Annotated in this window: 19 protein-coding genes; 8 read left to right on the forward strand and 11 right to left on the reverse strand. The window is 66.1% G+C overall.

Annotated elements, in window-relative coordinates:
* Positions 1-2: 2 nt before the first annotated feature.
* From BLQ58_RS03370 to BLQ58_RS03385, 4 genes are all read right to left on the reverse strand, one after another.
* Positions 3-656 carry a phosphatidylserine decarboxylase gene (locus BLQ58_RS03370; RefSeq protein ID WP_029050862.1) on the reverse strand — a complete coding sequence of 218 codons (654 nt, stop codon included), beginning with the start codon at positions 654-656 and terminating at the stop codon, positions 3-5.
* Between the two features lie 278 nt (positions 657-934).
* Positions 935-1,951 carry a ketol-acid reductoisomerase gene (gene ilvC / locus BLQ58_RS03375; RefSeq protein ID WP_029050863.1) on the reverse strand — a complete coding sequence of 339 codons (1,017 nt, stop codon included), beginning with the start codon at positions 1,949-1,951 and terminating at the stop codon, positions 935-937.
* A gap of 129 nt (positions 1,952-2,080) precedes the next feature.
* Positions 2,081-2,572: an acetolactate synthase small subunit gene (ilvN, locus tag BLQ58_RS03380; RefSeq protein WP_008643328.1), complete on the reverse strand. Its 492-nt coding sequence runs from the start codon at positions 2,570-2,572 to the stop codon at positions 2,081-2,083.
* Positions 2,572-4,335, reverse strand: coding sequence for an acetolactate synthase 3 catalytic subunit (locus tag BLQ58_RS03385; RefSeq protein WP_029050864.1), 1,764 nt, complete (start codon positions 4,333-4,335; stop codon positions 2,572-2,574). The genes ilvN and BLQ58_RS03385 overlap by 1 nt, the downstream gene beginning before the upstream one ends.
* Before the next feature lie 386 nt (positions 4,336-4,721).
* On the opposite strand from BLQ58_RS03385, the gene BLQ58_RS03390 reads away from it, so the two are divergent.
* The 8 genes from BLQ58_RS03390 (at position 4,722) to BLQ58_RS03425 (ending at position 10,986) form a co-directional block, all read left to right on the forward strand.
* Positions 4,722-5,288: an RNA polymerase sigma factor gene (locus tag BLQ58_RS03390; RefSeq protein ID WP_029050865.1), complete on the forward strand. Its 567-nt coding sequence runs from the start codon at positions 4,722-4,724 to the stop codon at positions 5,286-5,288.
* Positions 5,285-5,728 carry a DUF3619 family protein gene (locus BLQ58_RS03395; protein WP_029050866.1) on the forward strand — a complete coding sequence of 148 codons (444 nt, stop codon included), beginning with the start codon at positions 5,285-5,287 and terminating at the stop codon, positions 5,726-5,728. Before BLQ58_RS03390 ends, BLQ58_RS03395 begins: the two co-directional genes overlap by 4 nt.
* A 1-nt stretch (position 5,729) precedes the next feature.
* Positions 5,730-6,527, forward strand: coding sequence for a DUF3106 domain-containing protein (locus tag BLQ58_RS03400; RefSeq protein WP_092594659.1), 798 nt, complete (start codon positions 5,730-5,732; stop codon positions 6,525-6,527).
* Between the two features lie 170 nt (positions 6,528-6,697).
* Positions 6,698-7,237: an RDD family protein gene (locus tag BLQ58_RS03405; RefSeq protein WP_029050988.1), complete on the forward strand. Its 540-nt coding sequence runs from the start codon at positions 6,698-6,700 to the stop codon at positions 7,235-7,237.
* The gene (locus BLQ58_RS03410; protein WP_029050989.1) at positions 7,234-8,235 is read left to right on the forward strand and encodes an esterase/lipase family protein; all 1,002 of its coding nucleotides are present in this window, start codon (positions 7,234-7,236) and stop codon (positions 8,233-8,235) included. Before BLQ58_RS03405 ends, BLQ58_RS03410 begins: the two co-directional genes overlap by 4 nt.
* 109 nt (positions 8,236-8,344) lie before the next feature.
* Positions 8,345-9,340: a UDP-2,3-diacylglucosamine diphosphatase gene (locus BLQ58_RS03415; RefSeq protein WP_029050990.1), complete on the forward strand. Its 996-nt coding sequence runs from the start codon at positions 8,345-8,347 to the stop codon at positions 9,338-9,340.
* Between the two features lie 103 nt (positions 9,341-9,443).
* Positions 9,444-10,562 (forward strand): glycosyltransferase family 4 protein, encoded by a 1,119-nt coding sequence (locus tag BLQ58_RS03420; protein WP_029050991.1) that lies wholly within the window; start codon positions 9,444-9,446, stop codon positions 10,560-10,562.
* On the forward strand, positions 10,489-10,986 hold the full coding sequence (locus BLQ58_RS03425; RefSeq protein ID WP_092594661.1) for a diacylglycerol kinase: 498 nt from the start codon (positions 10,489-10,491) through the stop codon (positions 10,984-10,986). The genes BLQ58_RS03420 and BLQ58_RS03425 overlap by 74 nt, the downstream gene beginning before the upstream one ends.
* 162 nt (positions 10,987-11,148) lie before the next feature.
* Here the strand turns inward: BLQ58_RS03425 and BLQ58_RS03430 are convergent, their stop codons facing one another.
* The 7 genes from BLQ58_RS03430 to BLQ58_RS03460 all read right to left on the reverse strand — a co-directional run bounded on the left by BLQ58_RS03430 (position 11,149) and on the right by BLQ58_RS03460 (position 17,980).
* Positions 11,149-11,733 (reverse strand): LOG family protein, encoded by a 585-nt coding sequence (locus BLQ58_RS03430; RefSeq protein WP_029050992.1) that lies wholly within the window; start codon positions 11,731-11,733, stop codon positions 11,149-11,151.
* Positions 11,730-12,440: a TetR/AcrR family transcriptional regulator gene (locus BLQ58_RS03435; RefSeq protein ID WP_029050993.1), complete on the reverse strand. Its 711-nt coding sequence runs from the start codon at positions 12,438-12,440 to the stop codon at positions 11,730-11,732. The genes BLQ58_RS03430 and BLQ58_RS03435 overlap by 4 nt, the downstream gene beginning before the upstream one ends.
* A 93-nt stretch (positions 12,441-12,533) precedes the next feature.
* The gene (locus BLQ58_RS03440; protein ID WP_049815858.1) at positions 12,534-13,136 is read right to left on the reverse strand and encodes a DUF924 family protein; all 603 of its coding nucleotides are present in this window, start codon (positions 13,134-13,136) and stop codon (positions 12,534-12,536) included.
* Positions 13,123-13,542, reverse strand: coding sequence for a group II truncated hemoglobin (locus tag BLQ58_RS03445; RefSeq protein WP_049815859.1), 420 nt, complete (start codon positions 13,540-13,542; stop codon positions 13,123-13,125). Before BLQ58_RS03445 ends, BLQ58_RS03440 begins: the two co-directional genes overlap by 14 nt.
* A 6-nt stretch (positions 13,543-13,548) precedes the next feature.
* Positions 13,549-16,038, reverse strand: a complete 2,490-nt coding sequence (locus tag BLQ58_RS03450; protein ID WP_175459844.1) for an ABC transporter permease — start codon at positions 16,036-16,038, stop codon at positions 13,549-13,551.
* A gap of 93 nt (positions 16,039-16,131) precedes the next feature.
* Entirely contained in the window at positions 16,132-16,758 is a 627-nt protein-coding gene (locus BLQ58_RS03455; RefSeq protein ID WP_029050997.1) for a DUF4126 domain-containing protein, read from the reverse strand.
* Positions 16,759-17,029: 271 nt separating this feature from the next.
* Positions 17,030-17,980 (reverse strand): LysR substrate-binding domain-containing protein, encoded by a 951-nt coding sequence (locus BLQ58_RS03460; protein ID WP_029050998.1) that lies wholly within the window; start codon positions 17,978-17,980, stop codon positions 17,030-17,032.
* Positions 17,981-18,119: the final 139 nt, after the last annotated feature.

Consider the following 18,119-nt stretch of genomic DNA (forward strand, 5'->3'; position numbering starts at 1 on the left):
CCTCAGACCTGGACGTCCAGCTCGGCGAGCACGGTGGACGAGGCCGACACCTTCTCGCCGATCGTCACGCGCGGGCGGGCATCGACGGGCAGATACACGTCGACACGCGAGCCGAAACGGATGAAGCCGTAACGCTGGCCGCGCGACAGCGTGTCGCCTACCCGCGTGTAGCACAGGATGCGGCGTGCCACCAGGCCGGCAACCTGCACCAGCGTAACCAGCTGGCCGTCCGCCGCGCGACGGATCACCACTGCGTTGCGTTCGTTTTCGAGCGATGCCTTGTCCAGATCGGCATTGACGAACTTGCCCGGAAAATATTCGAGCTTCTCGACCTTGCCATCCAGCGAAGCGCGGTTCGAATGCACGTTGAACACGTTCATGAACACGCTGATCTTCAGCGCCTCGCGACCGGCATAGGGGTCCTGGGTCTTTTCGACCACCACGATGCGGCCATCGGCCGGCGCCAGGATGGCGTTCGGGGCCGACGGAATCGGCCGCGGCGGATCACGGAAGAACTGCAGCACGAAGATCGTGATGATCCACAACGGCAACGCCCACCAGAAGCCCGCGCTGACATGCACCAGCAGCGAGATGATGAAAGCGCCGGCCAGGAACGGCCAGCCTTCACGGGCGATAAGCGGATGAGGATAGTTCATGCAAGCGTTGTTCTGTTGTTCGCACAGCGTGTGCACATCCTGTCGAAAAGCCAGCCCGCAGCGTACCGCGTGGCATGCATTCAGGATATGTCGGCGCGAGAGATAAGAAAAAATTCAGGCCGGCGCCTGAAAAAGTCCGACAAGGATAACAAAAAGCCGCCCAGTCACCGCCGAAATGTCTTGTGCAATCACAAAAGACCGGCGGCCGACTGGGCGGCTGCGGCACTGGCGAGTCACCTGGCCGCATCGGCCGGGTGCCCCGCTTCTGCCCGTATTACTTAGTTCTTCGACTGGTCGACCAGCTTGTTCTTGGCGATCCACGGCATCATCGCGCGCAGCTTCGCACCCACTTCCTCGATCTGGTGCTCGGCCGTCAGGCGACGGCGCGAGATCAGCGTCGGGGCGCCTGCCTTGTTTTCCAGCAGGAAGCTCTTGGCGTATTCGCCGGTCTGGATGTCGGTCAGGCACTGCTTCATGGCCTTCTTCGTCTCTTCCGTCACGACGCGCGGGCCGGTGACGTATTCGCCATATTCGGCGTTGTTCGAGATCGAGTAGTTCATGTTGGCGATACCGCCTTCATAGATCAGGTCGACGATCAGCTTCAGCTCGTGCAGGCACTCGAAGTAGGCCATTTCCGGCGCGTAGCCGGCTTCCACCAGCGTCTCGAAGCCAGCCTTGATCAGCTCGACGGTACCGCCGCACAGCACGGCCTGCTCGCCGAACAGGTCGGTCTCGGTTTCTTCGCGGAAGTTCGTCTCGATGATGCCGGCACGGCCGCCGCCGTTGGCGGTGGCGTACGACAGCGCGATGTCACGGGCGGCGCCGGACTTGTTCTGGTGCACGGCGATCAGGTGCGGCACGCCGCCACCTTGGGAGTACGTCGAACGCACCGTGTGGCCCGGGGCCTTCGGGGCGATCATGATCACGTCCAGGTCGGCGCGCGGAATCACGGCACCGTAGTGCACGTTGAAGCCGTGGGCGAAGGCCAGTGCGGCGCCTTCCTTGATGTTGGCGTGCACTTCGTTCTTGTACACGTCGGCGATCTGCTCGTCCGGCAGCAGAATCATGACCACGTCGGCGCCCTTCACGGCCTCGGCCACTTCCTTGACCGTCAGGCCGGCGTTGACGGCCTTGTTCCACGACGCGCCGCTCTTGCGCAGACCGACCGTCACGTTCACGCCCGATTCCTTCAGGTTCAGCGCGTGGGCGTGGCCTTGCGAGCCGTAGCCGATGATGGTGACATTCTTGCCCTTGATGAGGGAGAGGTCGGCGTCCTTGTCGTAAAACACTTTCATGATAGTTCCTTCAATTTCTCAAATCTTCGTATAGGGGTGGCGGCGCAACGCCTGACTGTTGGGGTCGTCGCGCCGCTTCGGGATACTGCGTGTCGGCTTGTGGCCGTGCTCTGTTGCCGGGGGCGCCGGTCAGACCTTCAGGATGCGCTCGCCACGGCCGATGCCGGAGCCGCCCGTACGGACGGTCTCCAGGATCGCGGTGCGGTCGATGGCATCGAGGAACGCATCCAGCTTGCCGCCGTTGCCGGTCAGCTCGATGGTGTACGTCTTTTCGGTCACATCGATGATGCGGCCACGGAAGATGTCGGCGGTGCGCTTCATTTCCTCGCGCTCCTTGCCCACGGCACGGACCTTGACCAGCATCAACTCACGCTCGATATGCGCGCCTTCGGTCAGGTCCACCACCTTGACCACCTCCACCAGGCGGTTCAGGTGCTTCGTGATCTGTTCGATCACGTCGTCCGAGCCGGTGGTGACGATGGTCATCCGCGACAGCGACGCATCTTCGGTGGGGGCCACCGTCAGCGTCTCGATGTTGTATCCACGGGCCGAGAACAGGCCCACCACGCGCGACAGCGCGCCGGGTTCGTTTTCCAGCAGGACCGAGATGATGTGACGCATTACAGGTCCTCCGCGCCGAGCAGCATTTCGGAGATCCCTTTGCCGGCCTGGACCATCGGCCACACGTTTTCGGTGGGGTCGGTCTGGAAGTCCAGGAACACGGTACGGTCCTTCAGGCGGAATGCCTCGCGCAGAGCCGGCTCGACATCGGAAGACTTCTCGATGCGCATGCCCACGTGGCCATACGATTCAGCGAGCTTCACGAAGTCGGGCAGCGCCTGCATGTAGGAATGCGAATACCGGTTGTCGTATTCGATTTCCTGCCACTGGCGCACCATGCCCAGGTAGCCGTTGTTCAGCGAACAGATCTTGACCGGGGTGTCGTACTGCAGGCAGGTCGACAGTTCCTGGATGCACATCTGGATCGAGCCTTCACCCGTGATGGTGACGACTTCCTTGTCCGGGAACGCCTTCTTGATGCCCATCGCGTACGGCAGACCCACACCCATCGTGCCCAGGCCGCCCGAGTTGATCCAGCGGCGCGGTTCGTCGAACTTGTAGAACTGCGCGGCCCACATCTGGTGCTGGCCCACGTCGGAGCAGATGAACGCGTCGCCCTTGGTCAGTTCCCAGATCTTTTCCACCACGTATTGCGGCTTGATGATCTCGGAGCTGCGGTCGTACTTGAGGCAGTCCACCGAACGCCATTGTTCGATCTGGTCCCACCACTTCGCCAGCGCCTCGCGCTTGGGCTTGACGTCGCTGGCCTTGATCTGGGCGATCAGTTCCTGCAGCACGTCCTTGACGTTGCCGACGATGGGGATATCTACCTTGACGCGCTTCGAGATCGACGACGGGTCGATGTCGATATGGATGATCTTGCGCGCCTGCGCCGTGAAGTGCGACGGATTGCCGATCACCCGGTCGTCGAACCGGGCGCCGATGGCGATCAGCACGTCGCAGTTCTGCATGGCCATGTTGGCTTCATACGTGCCGTGCATGCCGAGCATGCCGACGAACTGCTTGTGAGTGCCTGGGAATGCACCCAGACCCATCAGCGTGTTGGTCACCGGATGGCCGGTCAGTGCGGCCAGTTCGCGCAGCTCGTCGCTGGCGTTGGCCAGCACCACGCCGCCGCCCGAATAGATATACGGACGCTCCGCGGCCTGCAGCAGCGCCACGGCCTTGCGGATCTGGCCCGAGTGACCCTTGTTCACCGGGTTGTACGACCGCATGTCGACGGCCTTCGGGTACTCGAACTTGCAGGCGTTGCGCGACACGTCCTTCGGGATGTCCACCACCACGGGGCCGGGACGGCCGGTGGCGGCAATGAAGAACGCCTTCTTGATCGTCGCGGCCAGGTCGCGCACGTCCTTCACGAGGAAGTTGTGCTTGACGATTGGGCGCGTGATGCCGACGGTGTCGCATTCCTGGAACGCATCCTGGCCAATGGCGTGGGTCGGCACGTTGCCGGTAATCACCACCATCGGGATCGAATCGAGGTAGGCGGTGGCGATGCCGGTCACGGCGTTGGTCACGCCCGGGCCCGAAGTCACCAGTGCCACGCCCACCTTGCCGGTCGCGCGGGCATAGCCGTCAGCGGCATGCACGGCGGCCTGTTCGTGGCGCACCAGGATATGTTCGAATTTCGTTTGCTTGTGGAGCTCGTCGTAGATATAGAGCACTGCGCCGCCGGGATAGCCCCAGACGTATTCGACGCCTTCTTCGGCAAGTGCGTTGACGAGGATTTCCGCTCCGATCATTTCCCGACCGGAGGATGAATTGCTGTCTGCGTGGGAGAATTCCGCGCTGGGCATGTTCATTTCTGTCCTTTGCAATTTTCGGCAAAAAATTGTTTGGATGCTCTCTACCGGGCTTGTGGCTCGGGTTCAAGCGGTGCGCGTCTGCATGAAGAGACCGCCTTATAAGCGGTCTGATGAGACAACCACTGATGTCGTGAACCGTCGATGATACTGCAATGCACCAGCGCGGTAAATGAATCGGCGGAACTTTTTGCACAGTGGCACCAGCCCCGGCCACAGACACGCCGGTCGTGCGTTGCGCAATCAAGCGAGCATGTCTGCACTTGAATACAGGAGTGGCAGAAGGCACGTGTTTTTTGTTAGGATCGCAGACATTTCCGGGGTGCCACAGGACGAGTCCGGCACATTCGGCCTGGCCTGACCGCCTAACTGCTGTTTTCGCCTGCATGGCCACCGACAAGGAACTCTCAGACTTTCTCGCCAGCGTCGAACGCCGCGCCTTCAAACAGGCCGTGTTCGCCGTGCGTGACGATGAAGCTGCGCTGGACATCGTGCAGGACGCCATGATCAAGTTGGCGGAAAAGTACGGCGACAAGGGGGCCAACGAACTGCCGCCCCTGTTCCAGCGCATCCTGCAGAACACCATTCACGACTGGTTCCGGCGCCAGAAGGTCCGGAACACCTGGGTCACCCTGTTCTCCAACCTGCGCGACGACCGCGAAGGCGACGACAGCGATCTGCTGGACACCCTGGAAGCCGAAAGCGGCACGGAGATGGCCGAAAGCAGCGCCGACAAGGTCGAACGGGCACAGGTCATGCATATCATCGAGCAGGAAATCCAGCGATTGCCCACGCGTCAACGCGAGGCTTTCCTGATGCGTTACTGGGAGGATATGGACGTAGCCGAAACCGCAGCCGTGATGGGCTGTTCGGAAGGCAGCGTCAAGACGCACTGTTCCCGCGCCACGCATACGCTGGCGCAAGCGTTGCGTGCGCGGGGAGTCCGACTATGAGCAGAAACGAACGAGATATCCAGGAACGGCGCTTCGCCCATGAGATCCGGGTGGCACTCGATGCTTCCACGGAGGCGCTGCCGCGGGACATTTCCGAACGGCTGGCCGCCGCGCGGCGCATGGCGCTGGCCGCCAAGAAGGCCGAAGTGCGCGCTCACGTGCCGCAACTCGTGCTGCCGAATGCACCGCACGGCTACGCCTTCGACGATGAGGACGACACCCCGCTGCACCGTGCCGGTGCGTGGCTGCGCAAGCTTGCGCTGGTGTGGACGCTGGTCGCGCTGGGTGCCGGCCTGATGGGCATCTACCACTGGCAGCAGCAGAAACGCGTCGAGGAACTCGCCGATGTCGATGCGGCGATGCTGCTCGACGACCTGCCGCCGACGGCCTATGCCGACCAGGGCTTCCACGTCTTCCTGAAGCGGGATCGCGACCAATAAGATGGCCTGCGCACCTTCCCGTACCGACGCATTCCGTCGCCGGCTCGCCGCTCTTTGCGCCGCCGGCGCGGCCCTGGCCGCACTTTCCATCGATTTCGTGATGGCAGAAGCGCACGCGCAGGGCCAGCAGGCGCAGCCGGCCAGCCAGCCGGCAGCGCGGCCGGTGATCAACGCCCACCCGACGTGGCAGGAACTGTCTGCGCCGCATCGTCAGATTCTGGCGCCGCTGCAGCCGCTCTGGGACACCATCCCGGAACTGAACCGCCGCAAGTGGCAGCGCATTGCCGACCTGTATCCCACGCTCAAGCCCGAGGAGCAGCAGCGCCTGCAGGAACGGATGGCCGAGTGGGTCAGGATGACGCCACAGCAACGCCGCCTGGCCCGCGAGAACTACCAGATCACGCGCCAGTTGCCGCCGGAAAAGAAGGCGGAAGCGTGGGATCGCTACCAGCAGCTGCCGGAAGAGCAGAAGAAGAAGCTGGCCGCCGCCGAAAAGGTGCCGCGCCGCCCGGGCGCTGTCAGCGCGCTGCCTTCGGGCAAGCGCCCGCCGGCCGATACGAGCCGGCAGTTGCACCATCAGGGCCGGCCGGCCAGTGCACCGGAAGCTTCGCCGGCATCGGCGCCCGCGGCTCCGACCCTGGCCGGCGCCTCCGCAGCCACCGCCCCGGTGGCTCCGGCACCTGCGCCGGCCGCACCGGCTGCAGCAATGCCGGCCTCGCCTGCCCAGGCGCCGACCCTTTCGCCGCCGGTGACGGGCGAAGCGGCCACTGACTTCAACCAGACCGAAACGCGTCCGTAACTTCCCCTCGGCAGGGCCACCTTCGCCCGCCACGAATTTCCCGTCACGCAAGCGGGTCGCGCTGGAACCGCCAGCGCAATCCGTCGCGACCCCGCTGCCCCGGATAATCGGCAATGGCCACCTGTGCGCCGTTTGGCATAATGGCCGCTTCCCCCGATCCACCACGCGCCATGCCTGCCGCTACGCCAGCCGCCTCCGCCCAGACTCCCGTCACGCCGCCGCGCGCACCTACGCTGGGCCGTCGCCTGCTTTGCATGCTCTACGAAGGCGTGCTGTTGTTTGGCGTGCTGATGCTCGCCAGCGCCCTCTCGGTCCTGGCCCGTCCGCTCCTGCAGCAGCTTGGGCTCAACCACGTGTACGTGGATCAGGTATGGATGTTCATCGTGCTTGGCGTCTATTTCTCGTGGTTCTGGCAGCGTAACGGCCAGACGCTGGCGATGCAGACCTGGCGCATCCGCCTGGAGACGACCGCCGGCCAGCCGCCGGGCTGGCGCAAGGCGCTGCTACGCTACGTGCTGGCCTGGCTGTGGCTGCCGCCCGCGGCAGCCGTGGGGCATGCGATGGGCCTCACGCTGTGGCCGTTTATCGGCGTGTTGACCGCCGGGCTGCTGATCTGGATGTCGCTGGCCTGGCTCGATCCGCGCCGCCAGTTCCTGCATGACCGCCTGGCCGGCACCCGCCTGACCGACCTGCGTCCGCTGCAGCCATGAGCCTGACGGCTGCCGCCCTGCGTCGCGTCGCCGTGCTGGTACAGACGACGGCGGTGGGCGGATTGGCAGCCTGGCTGGCACTGGGCCACGGCTGGGCATGGATGCCGGCACTGGCCGCAGCCCTGGCCATCGTGCTGCTCGCCTTCGGCGCCAGCGTCGCCATGGCATTCGGTGCCACGCTTGGCGGCCTTGGTATCCCGCGCCGGAACCGGCCGCCGCTTCCCGACCAAGCGCCTGCACGGCAACGTCTTGACGCCGGCGCAGCACTGCACTGCTTCCTGGCCGAATGCCGCGCCGTCTTCCGGATGTTCAACTGGCTGCAGCCGTTCCGGTCACGGCTCTGCCTTGCCCAGCCCACACATCCCCTGCCCGAAGCCCCTCACGTACTGCTGGTACACGGCTACGGCTGCAACCACGCGGTCTGGCTCGACATGGCGCCGGCCTTGGCCGCCGCCGGCTACCGCTGCGAAGCCATCGACCTGACGCCGGTGCTTGGCGACATCGACGACTACGCCCCGCAACTGCTGGCGCGCATGCGCGAGATGCAGGCGCGTACGGGTCAGGCACCGCTACTTGTGTGCCACAGCATGGGCGGACTGGCCGCGCGCGCCGCGCAGGCGCTGGCTGCGCAGGCGGGTGGCGATACGCCCTGCGCGGGCATTGTCACGCTGGGCAGCCCCCACCAGGGCTGCGCGCTGGCGCGGTTCGGCAGTGGACGTAATGCATGGCAGATGCGGTGGCAGAGCCCGTGGCTGGCCGCGCTGGCCGCCGCCGAGACCGCGCCGATGCGCGCGCGCATCGTATCGGTCTTCAGCTGGCATGACTCGATCGCAGGCCCGCCGGGCACGTCGTGGCTCGACGGCGCCCAGCATCTGGCGCTCGACGGCATCGGCCATGTGTCGCTGCTGCGGGACCCCCGTGCCGTGCAGGCCACGCTCACGGCGCTGGCCATGCTCCAGCGGCACCCTGTCACCCCCGCCATCGTCGCGCCCCACTAGCCATCGCGGCCCGCCGCGGCCGGCAAGCTTCATGTGACATTCATGTTTCCGTCACGGCGCCGTCATGCGGCACTGGCTCAATGCAGCCATCGCCGATACCGGGGCCACCATGGTTCAAGCCATCCGATCTGCACGCGTGAGTTTGTCGAGGGTTGCGCAGCGCCTGCGCGGCAAGCCTGACACAACGCTCTCGATGTCTGCCGCCTTCGCGGCGTTCATGCCACCGCAAGCCGATCTGTCCCCTGCCCGCGCCACGCCCCCGCACGACCCCGTCGACGCCGGCCACCGCCCCGCGGCCACTGCCGAACCTTCGGCGCACCGCTACCGCGCCATCTGGCTGTCCGATATCCACCTGGGCACGCCGGGCTGCCAGGCCACCTACCTGCTCGACTTCCTCAAGCACAACGATTCCGACGTGCTCTACCTGGTTGGCGACATCATCGACGGCTGGCAGTTGCGCCGTGGCTGGTACTGGCCGCAGAGCCACAACGACGTGGTGCAGAAGCTGCTGCGCAAGGCGCGCAAGGGCACCGAGGTGATCTACATCCCCGGCAACCACGACGAAGGCGCCCGCCAGTTCGACGGCCTGGCCTTCGGCGACGTCAGCGTGCGCGAAGACGCCGTGCACGTCACCGCCACGGGCAAGCGCCTGTGGGTCGTGCATGGCGACCTGTTCGACGGGGTGGTGCAGCATGCCAGATGGCTGGCCTACCTTGGCGATTCGCTCTACACGATGATCCTGGCGCTGAACCGCCACTTCAACCGCGTACGCGCCCGGCTCGGATTCGACTACTGGTCGCTGTCCCAATACCTGAAGCACCAGGTCAAGAACGCGGTGAGCTACATCAATTCGTTCGAACACGCGATGGTGGACGAGGCGCGTCGCCGTGGCTGCGATGGCGTGGTCTGCGGCCACATCCACAAGGCCGAGATCCGCGAGGTGGACGGGCAGCTCTACTGCAACGACGGCGACTGGGTGGAGAGCCTTTCGGCGCTGGTGGAAACCATGGAAGGCGAGTTGAAGATCGTCTACTGGACCACGCTGGTCGATCCGCCGATGCCAGCCACCCGCCGGCGCCGCCGCACCGCCGAGATCGCGGCCTGACAAGGGCCGGGCCACCGCCCATCCGCTGCGCCCCGCGCCGGCCCGCCCGGCGCGGACCCGCCATCCCCACAACACCACGGCGCTGCCGCCCCAAGGAGCCTCAATGAGAGTCATGATTGTCACCGACGCATGGGAACCGCAGGTCAACGGCGTGGTTCGCACGCTGAAGTCGACCCGCCGCGAACTCGAAGCCATGGGCCACACGGTAGATCTGCTCACCCCGCTGGAATTCCGCACGGTGCCGTGCCCGACCTATCCGGAGATCCGCCTGTCGATCCTGCCCGCCGCCAAGGTGCGCCGCCGCATCGACACGTTCCGGCCGGACGCCCTGCATATCGCGACCGAAGGCCCGCTGGGGCTGGCCGCACGCGCCTATGCCCGGAAGCACAAGCTGCCATTCACCACCGCCTATCACACGCGGTTCCCCGAATACGTGCAGGCGCGCTTCGGCGTGCCGCTGGCCTGGACCTATCGCTTCCTGCGCTGGTTCCACGGCCCGGCGCGTGCCGTCATGGCTCCCACCCCGGTGGTGCTGAAGGACCTGCACGACTACGGCATCACGCATGGCGTGCTGTGGACGCGGGGCGTGGACCTGGACGTCTTCACGGCGCAGCGAGCGAACGTTTTAAACACCGCCCATCCGATCTTCCTGTACGTGGGCCGCGTGGCCGTCGAAAAGAACGTCGAAGCGTTCCTGCAGCTCGACCTGCCCGGCTCCAGGTGGGTGGTGGGCGATGGCCCGGCGCTGGCCACGCTGAAGGCGCGCTATCCAACGGCCAACTACCTCGGGGTGCTGAAGCAGCCGGAACTGGCGAAGGTGTATGCTTCGGCAGACGTCTTCGTGTTTCCCAGCAAGACCGATACCTTCGGGCTGGTCCTGCTGGAAGCACTGGCCAGTGGGCTGCCCGTGGCGGCGTACCCGGTGACGGGTCCGATCGACGTGCTTGGCGACAGCCCGGCCGGCGTGATGCACGAAGACTTGCGGGAGGCCTGCCTGGAGGCGCTGCGCATCGACCGCGCCACCGCCCGTGCCCATGCGGAGAAATTCTCGTGGCGCGCGGCATCCGAACAGTTCCTTGCGCATCTGCGTCCGCTGCCCAGCGCGGCGGGCCGAACCGATCATCCGGAATCTTCCGTCGCACCCGATCATGGCCAAGCCCCAACCCACGCTACCGCCCGATCCGTCGCTGCACCGGCCGACCGCCACCCGGGTGGCGGCTGAAGTGGAAACCGAATACTCGATCGCCAACAATCCGCACAAGGGCAATCGCGGCCTGACGCGCGCCTGGCACGCGGCGATCAACTCGCTGTCGGGCCTGCGCTATGCCGTGCTGGAAGAAAGCGCGTTTCGCCAGGAACTAACGCTGGTGGTCATCCTGACGCCGTGTGCGTTCATCCTGCCGGTGTCCGTGGTCGAACGCGTGATGCTGCTGGGCACGCTGCTGCTGGTGCTGATCGTGGAACTGCTCAATTCGAGCGTGGAAGCGGCCATCGACCGGATCTCGCTGGAACGCCACAGCCTGTCCAAGCGCGCCAAGGATTTCGGCAGTGCGGCGGTGATGCTGGCGCTGATTCTCTGCGGCGGCACATGGTTAGCGATCGGCGGCCCGCATGTGGTGCGATGGACCGGGATGCTGATGAGCTAAGCCCCTGAACTCGCCCCTTCGGCCAGCCACTTTTGGCCAGCCACTTTTGGCCAGCCACTTCGGCCCGCCAGTTCGACTCGCCGCGTTTCGGCTAGTCGTTTCGCCAGAATGCAGAACGCCGCCATCCCTGGCGGCGTTTTTCATCGCGGCGCTCTGTCAGGCTTACGTCTTCTCGCGCCCCTCCTGCCACTTGTCCACGCGCACGCGCGGCGCGGCGGCCAGCTGGCCGAGCAGGTCCTGCGGCGACGTCGATACGTGCAGCATGTCGGCGTGTACCTGCTTCAGGAATCCCTCGCCCACGGCGTGATTCAGGAACGCCAGCATGCCGTCGTAGAAGCCGGCCACGTTCAGCAGGCCCACCGGCTTGTCGTGATAGCCCAGCTGCGCCCACGTGAATGTCTCGAACAGTTCCTCGAACGTGCCCACACCGCCGGGCATGGCGATGAAGGCGTCGGACCGGTCAGCCATCATCTGCTTGCGTTCGTGCATGTTGCGCACCACGTGCAGCTCGGTCAGGCCGCGATGGCCCACTTCCTTCTGCATCAGCGCGTCGGGGATCACGCCGATAGCCGTACCGCCGTGCGCCAGCACGCTATCGGCCACGATGCCCATCAGTCCCACCTTGCCGCCGCCATAGACCAGCGCCAGGCCCTGTTCGGCCATGGTCCGGCCCAGTGCCTTGGCCGCTTCGGCGTATTCCGGCCGGAAGCCGGGACTCGAACCGCAATACACGCAAACCGATTTCACTTTTTGTCCTTTTCGGCCTTGGCCGCTTCGGCAGCCGCCTTTTCAGCGGCGTACTCGCGCGCCAGCTGGTCGAACGCCTCGCGGGCCTTGCCGCGCAGGTACGGCGCAAGGATCGAGAAGATGTGATAGCTCGACCCATGCAGGTAGCCGCGGATCTGCTCGGGATCGTTGTACTGGCGCGGATGCTGCACGAACTGGAACGACAACCAGTACGTGGCAATTACAACAATATTGGTACACACCGCATCGACCTGCTCGGGCGTGGCTTCCATGTCGCCGTCTTCCTGGAACTGGCGGCAGATTTCCAGCGCGAACCGCTTCTTCTGGTCGACGATGCGCTTGAAGTTGGTCTCCAGCATCCGGTTGCGCGCCAGCAGGTCGTTGATGTCGCGATACAGGAAACGGTAGTTCCACAGGAACTCGGACATGTACTGCAGGTAGCCCCAGCTCTCGCCCAGCGTGGCCTTGTGGTCTTCCGGCATCTTCAGGCGGCGCTCCATCTCCTGCTCGAAGCGCACGAAGATCGAATTGATGATGTCGTCCTTGTTGCGGAAGTGGTAGTACAGGTTGCCAGGGCTGATTTCCATGGCTTCCGCAATCGTCGTGGTGGTGACGTTGGGCTCGCCAAGTTCATTGAACAGGCGCAGCGACACGTCGAGGATGCGGTCTCGGGTACGGCGCGGACCGGCTTGCGGTTTGGCTTCCATGGGTATCGGAAAGACTGATCGGCAGGATTGGGATTATAAGCACACCGGGGCGGGCACCCCCGCCCCGAGCGGCGCTTCAGGCACACGAAGTGCCTAGAAGCGCGATCCGGGCTGTTTCAGGAAGGCCAGTTCGTCGGCGCTGCTGTCGCGGCCCAGCACCGCATTCCGGTGCGGGAAGCGGCCAAAGCGGGCGATGATCTCGTGATGCTTGATGGCCCATTCCACGACATCGACCCGGCCTGCCGTGTCCTGGCGCAGCGCCGTGGTTTCGCGCACGGAGATATCCTGGTCGGCCAGCGACTCGGCATGCTCGAACGGCAGATAGCAGAACACGCGATGCCAGGCCGTCGGCAGTTGCCGGTCCCAGCCGTTGGCCAGCATGCGCCGCGCCACGGCCAGCGCCCCCGCATCGGTGGCAAAGCTGCGTGCGTCGCCACGGAACATGTTGCGGGGGAACTGGTCCAGCAGCACGATGCGCGCGCAGGCACCCTCGGGCGTCACGGACCAGTCATCCTCGGCGCCGTCGTGCGCGGCCTGCCAGACCGGCAGGAACTGCTCGCGGATCCGGGCATCGAAATCATCCGACTTCGCGAACCACTCGCGCCGCGCCACATCCCATTCGGGCGATCCTGGCGTGCCGAACCAGAACGCGAGCACGGCCAGCGCCGCCGCCGGCAACGGCTTACCGCTGGACATTGCGCATCCAGTCGGCGGTCTGGAACAGCGCCTGCATCAGGCGCATCTGCAGCGACTCCGGCAGCCCCACGTCCTGCATGGCCAGCGCCATGCAGCGCATCCACTGGTCGCGCTCGCTGGTGCCGATTTCGAACGGCAGATGGCGCGCCCGCAGGCGCGGATGCCCGAATCGCTCGATAAAGTAGTTCGGGCCGCCCAGCCAGCCGCACAGGAACCAGAACAGCTTGTCGCGCGAGCCGTCCAGGGTGGGCGGGTGCAGCGCGCGCAGCCCGGCGAACTCGGCTTCCAGGTCCATCAGGTCGTAGAAGCGGTCGACCAGCTCGCGCACGCGCCCTTCCCCGCCAATCAGTTCGTAGGCGGTGATGTCTTCGCGGTTGTCTTCGGGTTCTGCAGGTTCGGTAATCATGGCCAATCAGTTCACATCGCGCAGCGTCGCCAGCGCCGGCTGCCGCAGCACCTCGCGCAGGCCGAGCCAGCCGCCGGCAAAAGCGCACAGCATGCCAGAAACCACGCCGACCGGCACAATCCACGCGTTGAAGCGATACGGGAAGTCGAACACGAACTGCGACAGCCCCCAGCCCACGCCGATCGCGCCCAGGCTGGCCAGGAACCCCGCCAGCCCGCCCACCACGAGGAATTCCGCATACTGGGTCTGCCGCACCAGAGACGCCGGCGCGCCCAGCGCCTTGAGCAGGCCGGCATCGCGCTTGCGCTCGTCGCGCGCCCCGGACAGTGCGGCATAGAGCACTGTCACGCCGGCCAGCAGCGTGAAGACGAACAGGAACTCCACGGCCGCGATCACCTGGTCCAGCACGTTCTGGATCTGCCGCAGGATCAGGTCGGTGTTAACCACGGTGATGTTCGGGAATGCGGCGGTCAGCTGGTTGCCCAGCGCCGCCTTGGCCGGCGGCAGGTAGAACGATGTGATGTACGTCTCGGGCAGCCCCTGCATCTTCGCCACCGGCAGGATCACGAAGAAATTGACGCGCATCGAGCCCCATTCGAGCTTGCGCAGCGATGTCACCGGCGCTTCGACGATCTGGCCCGCCACGTCGAAGCGCAGCGTATCGCCCAGCCGGATATGCAGCGTCTTGGCGATGCCCTCCTCCACCGACGCGCCGCCTTCCCACCGGCCAGCCACCACCTCGTTGCCGTCGGGCATCTTGTCCATGTACGACAGGTTGAACTCGCGCTCAACCAGGTTGCGCGCGCGGCCGTCGGGGTAGCTGCTGGCCTGCACCGGCCGGTCGCCGATCTGGATCAGGCGTCCGCGTACCATCGGGAACAGCAGGTCATCGACCCCGCTCTTCGCCAGCATGGCGCGCAGCGGCTCGCGCTGATCGGGCTGGATATTGATGATGAAGCGGTTCGGCGCGTCGGCCGGCGTGGCGTTGCGCCAGGAATCGACCAGGTCGTTGCGCGTCATGCCCAGCAGCAGCAAGGCCATCAGCCCCACCGCCAGCGCCACGGTCTGCAACACGGTGACGCCGCGGCGCCGCTCCAGCACTGCCAGCGCAAAGCGCCAGCCCACGCTCCCGCTGGCGCGTCCGCGCATGGTCCGCGACAGCGCCATCAGCAGCCCCAGGGCCAGCAACGCAAACACCACGCCGGCGCCAGCGAATCCGCCCGCCGTGGTCAGTCCCAGCTTGAGGTCGCGGGCCGCGACCATCAGCAGCGCCACGAACGCACCCAGGCCCAATGCATAGGCCACCCAGGCGGAAATCGGCGGTACGCCCACGTCGCGCCGCAACACGCGCAGCGGCGCGATGCGCGTCAGCGCCAGCAGCGGCGGCAGCGCAAACCCCGTCAGCAGCACCAGTCCGGCCGCCACGCCAACCAGTGCCGGCACCCACGACGGATGCGGCAGCGACACCTGCAGCAGGCCGCCCAGCGACATCAGCAGCCCGTAGTGCGCCGCGTAGCCCAGCGCCACACCCACGAGCGCGCCGCCCAGGCCCAGCAACAGGAATTCGATGCCGAATGCCGCCAGGATCTGGCCGCGCGACAGTCCCAGGCACTTGTAGACCGCGCACGCATCGGTGTGGCGCTGCATGTAGCGGCGCGCAGACATCGCGATGGCCACCGCCGCGATCATCGACGACAGCACCGCCACCAGCGACAGGAACCGCTCGGCGCGATCCAGCGTCGCACGCATCTGCGGCTGCCCCGACTCCAGCGATTCCACGCGCGTATTGCGCAGGTGGCGCCGTTCGATCTCGGCCGTGGCCCATTTGCGATAGGCGTCGGCGGCGGCATCGGGGCCCGCCACCAGCAGTCGGTAGGTCACGCGGCTGCCCCAGCCGATCAGCTTCGTGGCATCCAGATCCGACATCGGCAGCAGCACGCGCGGCGCGAAGTTCATGAAGCCGGCGCCGCGATCCAGTTCCTGGGTGATGATCCGGTCGATGCGGAACGTCTTGCTGCCAAGCTGCAGCCCGTCGCCGACCCGCAGGTTCAGGGCGATCAGCAGTGCCTCGTCCACCCACACCGTGCCGGGTACCGGAATACCCTCGGCATTCGATTCCGGTCCGCCGGGCGTCTGTGTGACCTTGAGCCGGCCGCGCAGCGGATAGCCGTCGGTCACGGCCTTCAGCGCGCCAAGCTGGCTCGCCGCCTCACCCTGCGCGGGCGCGCCACTGGCACGCGCCGTGGCCATGCTCGGAAACGTCACCGTCTGCGCCACCTGCAGGCCGTCGCGCCGGGCGCGGTCGCTGAAGGCGGCGTCGAACGGCTGGTCGGAGATCAGCAGCACGTCGGCGGCAATCATCTGCCGCGCGTCGCGCTCCAGGCCCAGGCGCATGCGGTCTGCCAGAAAGCCCACGCTGGTCAGCGCGGCCACGGCCAGCACCAGCGCGAACAGCAGCAGCGTCAGCTCGCCGGCAAGCCAGTCGCGGCGCGCCATGCGCAGCGCCTGGCGCCACGCGGAAAACCTTGCTTGGGGTACAACGGGATCGGAGGCAGTCGACATGTTCGGCTGACAGTTGGGAAAAGGGAATCAGGGACGATGGGGCGGCTGCTTCGCCGGTGGCCGGGACGCCGGCTGTGTCTTGTCGCGCAGGCTGGCATGCAGCCGTCGCGCGCCGCGCCACAGCTTTGGCACCAGCCACGCGGCAAGCACCAGGAACAGCACCAGCAGGATCAGGAACACGACCGGCAGGAAGAACGCCAGCAACAGCCCGCCCACCGTGCCGACATCCTCGGTGAATGAGGCCACCCAGTTCGAAAAAGGTTCGGGCGACACATTGATCAGCGCCCGCGTGCCGGCCTTGGCGGCATGGGCGGTGCCGGCCAGCGTCCCGCCGATCAGGCCGGCCGCCACGGTCCACTGCGGGTCCATGTGGCCGAACGCGGCGGCGGCCAGGATCGCCCCGGCCGGAATGCGGATAAAGGTCTGGATGCCGTCCCAGACGGTGTCGAAGCCGGGCACCTTGTCGGCCACGAACTCGGCCACCGTCATCGCCGCAGCCACGCCGATCACCCACCACGACGACAGCACCTGCAGACCCGATGGCAGGTCAAGCCAGCCCAGGCGGGCCAGCACGCCCGCCGTCAGCACGGCCAGGTACAGACGCAGGCCGCTGGCCCAGGACATGCCCGCAGCCAGCGCAGCGGTTTCCAGCATGGAAGCTCCTCGCGACCGAGCGCGCGTTCAACGTCCGGTGAGTGTAACGCCAGCGGCAGTCAGCGGCCTCCTTGCCGTCCGGGGCCATCCCACGGCAACGCCTTCCGGGACGTGAGGACGCCGGCCGGCTCAGCGGCGTTGGCCATGGTTTCCACGACGATTCCGGCCATGCTCCCCGGGCGATCGTGGAGATGGCAATTGTGATACTTCCCGCATAAAACCCGGACGAACCATGCCTTCCCAAGCAAAGCGCAAGGCACTTCGCAAGGGTTTAGCTGGCCGGTGCGGACTCCAGGCGGGGAAGCTGGGGCAGGTCCGAGGCCACCTCGGCGATCATGCGGCGCAGCCACATCACGTCCGGGGCGGCATGGCAGCGTTCGTGCCAGAGCTGGTAGAAGCGCATGCGCGGGAACGTTACCGGCGACGGCACCATGCGGATGGGCAGGTACTGCGCGTAGTGGGCGGCAAACTGCCGGCCCGTGGTGAAGACCATGTCGGTCTTCATCAGAACATAGGGCACCAGTCCGAAATACGGCAGGGTGACCTGGATATTGCGCTTGTAGCCCTGCTCGGCCAGCGCCTGGTCGATCATGCTGCGCTGCATCGACGCATATGGCGCGGGCGCCAGGTGCGGCATTTCCAGGTAGTGGCGCAGCGTCAGGCCATGGCGCGCCAGCGGGTGCTGGGCGCCCAGCATGCACACCACCTCGTCGTCGAACAGGGGCGAGATGTGCAGGTGCTCGGGCGGCGACAGCCAGTTGCCGACCACGATGTCCAGATGGCCCTGCTCCAGCGCATCCAGGAAATCCGTGGACTGCGTCATCGGGTGCACGAACAGCTTGGCGCCGGGGGCCAGCCGGCGCACGCGCTCGACGATATTGGGCAGGAAGAACGCGTCCAGGTAGTCGGGGGCGCCCAGGTGGAACGTGCGCGTGGTGGTGGCCGGATCGAACTGCTGCGGCGGACGGGCGATCCGATCCATCGCCGCCAGGCTCTGCTCGGCCAGCAGCAGCAGCTCGCGCCCACGCTCGGTTGGCACCATGCCGCTCTTGCCGCGCACCAGGATGGCGTCTCCGGTGATTTCGCGCAGCCGCTTGAGGGTGTTGCTGATGGCCGGCTGCGACTGGCCCAGGCGGACGGCGGTGCGGGTCACGCTCTGCTCGGTCAGCAGGGTGTGCAGTACCCGCAGCAAATAAGTATCGAGATGGTCGCGTCCGTGCATGGCAGATGCCACCGCGCTCTTGTGGCGGGCGCGGGTGGCGTGGGGGAAGGGAACGGCGCATAGTGTAAGACAGCCACCCCGGATGCGGTCAAATCCGGTCAGTCATCCCAATGCACTACGGGTAGACCCGTAGATCGGC

Origin of the sequence: Ralstonia sp. 25mfcol4.1 (assembly GCF_900104095.1) — a bacterium.
Classification (GTDB): Bacteria; Pseudomonadota; Gammaproteobacteria; order Burkholderiales; family Burkholderiaceae; genus Cupriavidus.

What these genes read in the sequence shown, in the direction of transcription:
- BLQ58_RS03440 (WP_049815858.1), bottom strand. Translation starts at nt 13,136, where the DNA reads ATGTCCAGCGGTAAGCCGTTGCCGGCGGCGGCGCTGGCCGTGCTCGCG.
- BLQ58_RS03400 (WP_092594659.1), top strand. Translation starts at nt 5,730, where the DNA reads ATGGCCTGCGCACCTTCCCGTACCGACGCATTCCGTCGCCGGCTCGCC.
- BLQ58_RS03445 (WP_049815859.1), bottom strand. Translation starts at nt 13,542, where the DNA reads ATGATTACCGAACCTGCAGAACCCGAAGACAACCGCGAAGACATCACC.
- BLQ58_RS03455 (WP_029050997.1), bottom strand. Translation starts at nt 16,758, where the DNA reads ATGCTGGAAACCGCTGCGCTGGCTGCGGGCATGTCCTGGGCCAGCGGC.
- BLQ58_RS03425 (WP_092594661.1), top strand. Translation starts at nt 10,489, where the DNA reads ATGGCCAAGCCCCAACCCACGCTACCGCCCGATCCGTCGCTGCACCGG.
- BLQ58_RS03395 (WP_029050866.1), top strand. Translation starts at nt 5,285, where the DNA reads ATGAGCAGAAACGAACGAGATATCCAGGAACGGCGCTTCGCCCATGAG.
- BLQ58_RS03410 (WP_029050989.1), top strand. Translation starts at nt 7,234, where the DNA reads ATGAGCCTGACGGCTGCCGCCCTGCGTCGCGTCGCCGTGCTGGTACAG.
- BLQ58_RS03405 (WP_029050988.1), top strand. Translation starts at nt 6,698, where the DNA reads ATGCCTGCCGCTACGCCAGCCGCCTCCGCCCAGACTCCCGTCACGCCG.
- BLQ58_RS03420 (WP_029050991.1), top strand. Translation starts at nt 9,444, where the DNA reads ATGAGAGTCATGATTGTCACCGACGCATGGGAACCGCAGGTCAACGGC.
- BLQ58_RS03390 (WP_029050865.1), top strand. Translation starts at nt 4,722, where the DNA reads ATGGCCACCGACAAGGAACTCTCAGACTTTCTCGCCAGCGTCGAACGC.
- BLQ58_RS03415 (WP_029050990.1), top strand. Translation starts at nt 8,345, where the DNA reads ATGGTTCAAGCCATCCGATCTGCACGCGTGAGTTTGTCGAGGGTTGCG.
- BLQ58_RS03370 (WP_029050862.1), bottom strand. Translation starts at nt 656, where the DNA reads ATGAACTATCCTCATCCGCTTATCGCCCGTGAAGGCTGGCCGTTCCTG.
- ilvC (WP_029050863.1), bottom strand. Translation starts at nt 1,951, where the DNA reads ATGAAAGTGTTTTACGACAAGGACGCCGACCTCTCCCTCATCAAGGGC.
- BLQ58_RS03450 (WP_175459844.1), bottom strand. Translation starts at nt 16,038, where the DNA reads ATGGCGCGCCGCGACTGGCTTGCCGGCGAGCTGACGCTGCTGCTGTTC.
- BLQ58_RS03385 (WP_029050864.1), bottom strand. Translation starts at nt 4,335, where the DNA reads ATGAACATGCCCAGCGCGGAATTCTCCCACGCAGACAGCAATTCATCC.
- BLQ58_RS03460 (WP_029050998.1), bottom strand. Translation starts at nt 17,980, where the DNA reads ATGCACGGACGCGACCATCTCGATACTTATTTGCTGCGGGTACTGCAC.
- ilvN (WP_008643328.1), bottom strand. Translation starts at nt 2,572, where the DNA reads ATGCGTCACATCATCTCGGTCCTGCTGGAAAACGAACCCGGCGCGCTG.
- BLQ58_RS03435 (WP_029050993.1), bottom strand. Translation starts at nt 12,440, where the DNA reads ATGGAAGCCAAACCGCAAGCCGGTCCGCGCCGTACCCGAGACCGCATC.